Below are 4,078 nucleotides of genomic sequence, written 5' to 3'. Positions count from 1 at the left end.
GTGGCCGAGCCCGAGCCGTGGGCGGCCCTGCTGCCGGCGCTGGACCCCACGCCGATGGGCTGGCAGCGGCGCGAGTGGTTCCTCGGCCCGCACGGTCGATTGCGATGCGCTGACCGGTCTTGAATGTCTGCAGCGGCTCCAGCAGTTCGTCCAGATCGCGACTGTAGAGGCCGTTGATGGGGTAGTCGGCGTTGCTCAGACTGAGCCGGGTGATCGAATCGATGAACTCTGGCCGTGCCGTGACGAACATGACGGCGACCCCTCGCTGATGGGCGAACTGTGCCAGCTGGAGCACCTTCTCGGTGGCCGGCTCGGTGAAGGGGTGGAAGTAGCTCGCCAGCGCGGTGTTGTCGATGTCGAAGACGATCGCCAGCTGCTGTGATGACGGCGTCGCCGTGCGCTGCTCGATCCAGCTGTACGCGGGCGTGATGGCGGTGGACACGTCGGCCAGCCACTGGGTCTCGGTGACAGTGGCCTGCGCACCGGTCGCGTGCGTGGTCATGACGGCTCTGGCGGTGTCCGGCGACGGCGCCGCGGCAGCGGGTGAGGTGACGCCAGCGGTGACCGCGACGGTGATGGCGGCGACGGCGAGCTTGGTGACGAAGCCCATGGGGGATGCGGGCCTTTCCGGTAGGAGAGCAGGCGAGAACAGGATGCTCTTGTCAGGGCAGGAACAAAACCGCGGAAAGAGTAGAAGCGTGAGCGGAAGGGTGCAATACCCGCGGGTATCTTCTCGGGGAGCCAGTGCCGGCGTCGCCCGGCGGTGAGCCCGAGGAGGTTCTCTCCGGTAATGGAGTGCGGGTGTTGAAGCCGTTGCCTGCGGTGGCGGTAACGCCGATGCGGTTGTGGCCGGCAAGGGCGTGGGCGTGCAGGTCGTGCAGGGTGGCTGTGTGGCGCTGGTCATGGCCCCTCGGAGGGCAAGGGTCAGCCGAGGGGGCCGTCGAGATCCAGTTGGTGGGCGATCTGTCCGATGGAGTGGTTCTGCTGCTGCTCGTAGAGCGCGAAAGGGTCGAGTACGTCGCGGCCGATGGCATCAGAGAGCCAGGCCGCGTCGTAGGTGGCGCCTTCCTTGTCGTTGTCGCGGCTGCCTTCGCCGCTGAGGTTGGACTGGAAGATGCCGGCGGCTGAGCGCGGCAGGAAGTCCTCGTAGACGATGGGCTCGGCGTATACCCAGTTCTCCTTCAGCAGTTCGCTCAGGCTGGTGGGCGGCCTGCTGCCGTCGTGGGGCCGGTCGGGGCTGAGCCGGTAGGTGAAGTGGGCCAGTCCCTTGGCAGCGAGTTCCTGTTCGCATGCGGGCATGTGCCGCTCCCAGACGGCACGCGCGATGTGGTCGCGGTCTTCTGCGGGGTTCTGGCAGGCCTGGTGGTCGATGCGGCCGAGGAGGTCGTCGTAGAGGGCGCGGCCTTTGCGGGTGAGGGCGATCCCGCGGGCTTCGACCTCGCCGAAGCGGACACGTAGGGCGCCGCTGACGGCCTTGCCGTCGGGGGTGCGCATCGCGCGGGGTTCGGCCAGGGCTCTGAAGGAGGTCTGCCGAAGCAGGACGTCGGGACCCTTCCATGCCGGCGGCCCTTGGATGGTGTCGATCATTTCGATGCCGCGTTCGGTCATGCGCCGGTACAGGTCGTCGATGTTCAGCACGCGGGGGGTGAGGTGGTTGATATGGGTGCTGCGTACCCCTCCGATGTCGGCGGCGACGGCGGAGATCCGTTCCAGGGTCTCGTACCAGGCCTTGTCGACCGACTCGGGGGACAGCTCGAATGCCTGGACGGCCAGGCGGAGGAAGCGTTCGGCCTCTTCCTCTGGCAGCTCCTGCTCCGTGGCGGCCCGGTCGGCCAGCGTGAGCAGCTCTGGCGGGAAGAGCTCGCGGCCGGCGAGGAAGGTTTCCAGGCGGGAACGCAAGTCGGCGTCGAAGAAGCGGGGGTCGGCCGGGGTGAGCATTGAGGTGAAGACCCGGAAGGGATTGCGGGCGAGCTCGTCACTGTCGACGGGTCTGAAGGCGGTCGAGATGACGGGCACGGCGCTGGCGGCGGCCTCGCGCAGGTCATAGAAGCCGACCGGGTACATGCCGAGGGCGGCGAATATCCGCGCCACCTGCTGCAGTTCCTGCGGTGTGCCGACGCGGATGGCTCCGTGCCGTTCGGCGGTCACCCGGCTGATGGATCCCAGGCGTTCGGCGTCGGCGCCTTGAGCACGAAGGACGTCACCGTTCACCTCGCGGGAGACGTCCACGAGGGTGGTGTAGGCGGGCACTTCCCGCCCGTACATCTGAGAGAGCCGCAGCGCGAAGAGGGCCCGCAGCTGCCACTGACTGGTGATTGACATGGTCAGCCTTTCGTCGGGAATCACCATGGGCTTCGGAGTGGAGGTGTTCCGGGAGGGGACCGGTTGGGCAGTGAGCGGGGGCCCTGGCACCAAATGTCCTCCACGAGCGGCTCTGTGCTGCCGGGGACACAGAATGCGCTGAGCCGTGTGCGTGGGGCAGGCAGGTACCACTGGCCTCAGCAGGAGGAGCTTCCGGGGTGGTGAACTCACCTGCTGATAAGGGCGCCGGGGTGGGCACACACTTCGTGTCCGGGCTGCTTTTCGCCATGGGTTGAGTTCCGCTGGTGGGCAGTTGTGGTGTCAGGTTGCTCTCGCGGGTTGAGGCGGCCCTTGCTGCGCATGGCGGCGCGCACGCGTTCTTCGGCGAGGCTCCGGCCGGCGCTGTGGGGGGTCGTGCCGCGCCGCTGGGCTTCTTCCAGAACGGTGACGGCGTTGGCTCGCAGCCGCTGCGAGATCGTTTCGAAGATGGTCGGTGTCTCGGGCCGGAATCCGGAGTAGCGGGCGTCCATGGCGAATGCGGCGGCGACGACACCTCCGGCGTTGGCGATGAAGTCGGGCAGGACGAAGATGCCGCGTGCCGCGAGGACGGCCTGGGCTTGTGGTGAGGTGGGCAGGTTGGCACCTTCCACCACGAGCTTCGCTTGGATCTGGCGGGCCGTAGCGTCGTCGATGACGTCCTGCAGGGCTGCGGGTACGAGGATGTCGCAGCCGACGGTCAGTTCCTGGCCGGCTGAGAGCGGCGTTCCCTGGCGGTGGCGGGTGACGAAGTCGTCGCCGTGCTCGTCGCGAGCGGCCAGAAGGGCAGGGACGTCCAGTCCGGTGGGATCGTGGAGAGCGCCCTTGGCCGTAGATACCGCGACGATGGTGAAGCCGAGTTCTGCGAACCGTGCCGCCGCGGCGTGGCCGACGGCTCCGAATCCCTGGATGGCAACCCTGTAGCCGCCAAGCGGCAGCTGGAGATGCCGCGCGGCGGCGTCGGTGGCCTCGGCGACGCCGTAGCCGGTGACGCCGAGCTGGTCGTAGGCGACCCCGCCGAGGTGGTCCGGGGTGCCGACGGCCGCGCCGCGGTCGCCGAGTTCATCCTGGATGATGGCCGCGTCGTTCTCGGTCAGGCCCATGTCGAGGCCCATGACGTATTCGCTCGGCACCTCGTTGGACAGGGCGCGGGCGAAGGCTCGAAGGATCGCTTCTTTGTCGGGGGAGGTCGGATCCGCGACGATGCCGGCCTTGGCGCCTCCGTAGAAGAGGTCGACGCTCGCCCACTTCCACGTCATGACCCGGGCCAGCCGGGCGACTTCCGTGACGGTGAGGGTGGGGCTCACCCGGGTGCCGCCCTTGCCGATGCCACGGGCGGTGTTGTCGATGACCAGCACGCCTTTCATGCCGGTACGCCGGTGGGAGACGACGACGATCTTCTCGGGTCCCCAGTCGTCGACGAGGGAGAGTGCGTCGGGCACAGTGCAATTCCTTGTCTGGTGTGACGGGGGGGAGGTGGTCAGCGGCAGGGGGCCAGGGCGCGGGCGATGAGCTCGGCCAGGTGCGTGCCGCCGCGGTTGGTGCGCTGGGTGATCTGCGTGCGGCAGCTGAACCCGTCGGCGAAGATGACGGTGTCCGGTGCGGCAGCGCGCACGGCCGGCAGAAGGACCTGTTCGCCGGCCGCGACGGACATGCCGTAATGGCCGCGTTCGAAACCGAAGTTGCCCGCCAGGCCACAGCAGCCGGAGTCTAGAGCGCTGTTATCGACCGGACGACCAGC

3 protein-coding genes and 2 pseudogenes are annotated in these 4,078 nt (G+C 68.2%); 1 reads left to right on the top strand and 4 read right to left on the bottom strand.

Going from position 1 to position 4,078, the window contains the following annotated elements; translation table 11 throughout:
- Positions 1 to 120, top strand: a pseudogene (locus tag AB0N17_RS45445) (winged helix DNA-binding domain-containing protein); the annotation flags it as partial.
- A 31-nt stretch (positions 121 to 151) separates the two neighbouring features.
- On the opposite strand, the pseudogene AB0N17_RS45440 reads toward AB0N17_RS45445, so the two are convergent.
- The 4 genes and pseudogenes from AB0N17_RS45440 to AB0N17_RS45425 all read right to left on the bottom strand — a co-directional run.
- Positions 152 to 502, bottom strand: a pseudogene (locus tag AB0N17_RS45440) (HAD family acid phosphatase); the annotation flags it as partial.
- 422 nt (positions 503 to 924) lie between these two features.
- Entirely contained in the window at positions 925 to 2,316 is a 1,392-nt protein-coding gene (locus tag AB0N17_RS45435; protein ID WP_366017558.1) for a VOC family protein, read from the bottom strand.
- 212 nt (positions 2,317 to 2,528) lie between these two features.
- Positions 2,529 to 3,779 (bottom strand): Glu/Leu/Phe/Val dehydrogenase dimerization domain-containing protein, encoded by a 1,251-nt coding sequence (locus tag AB0N17_RS45430; RefSeq protein ID WP_366017557.1) that lies wholly within the window; start codon positions 3,777 to 3,779, stop codon positions 2,529 to 2,531.
- Between the two features lie 38 nt (positions 3,780 to 3,817).
- On the bottom strand, positions 3,818 to 4,078 hold a 261-nt coding region (locus AB0N17_RS45425), incomplete at its 5' end, for a hypothetical protein (protein WP_366017556.1).

This window comes from Streptomyces sp. NPDC051133, from assembly GCF_040682635.1.
Lineage (GTDB): Bacteria > Actinomycetota > Actinomycetes > Streptomycetales > Streptomycetaceae > Streptomyces.
Note: the sequence above shows the minus strand (reverse complement) of the source record. Positions and strands in the feature narration are given on the sequence as shown.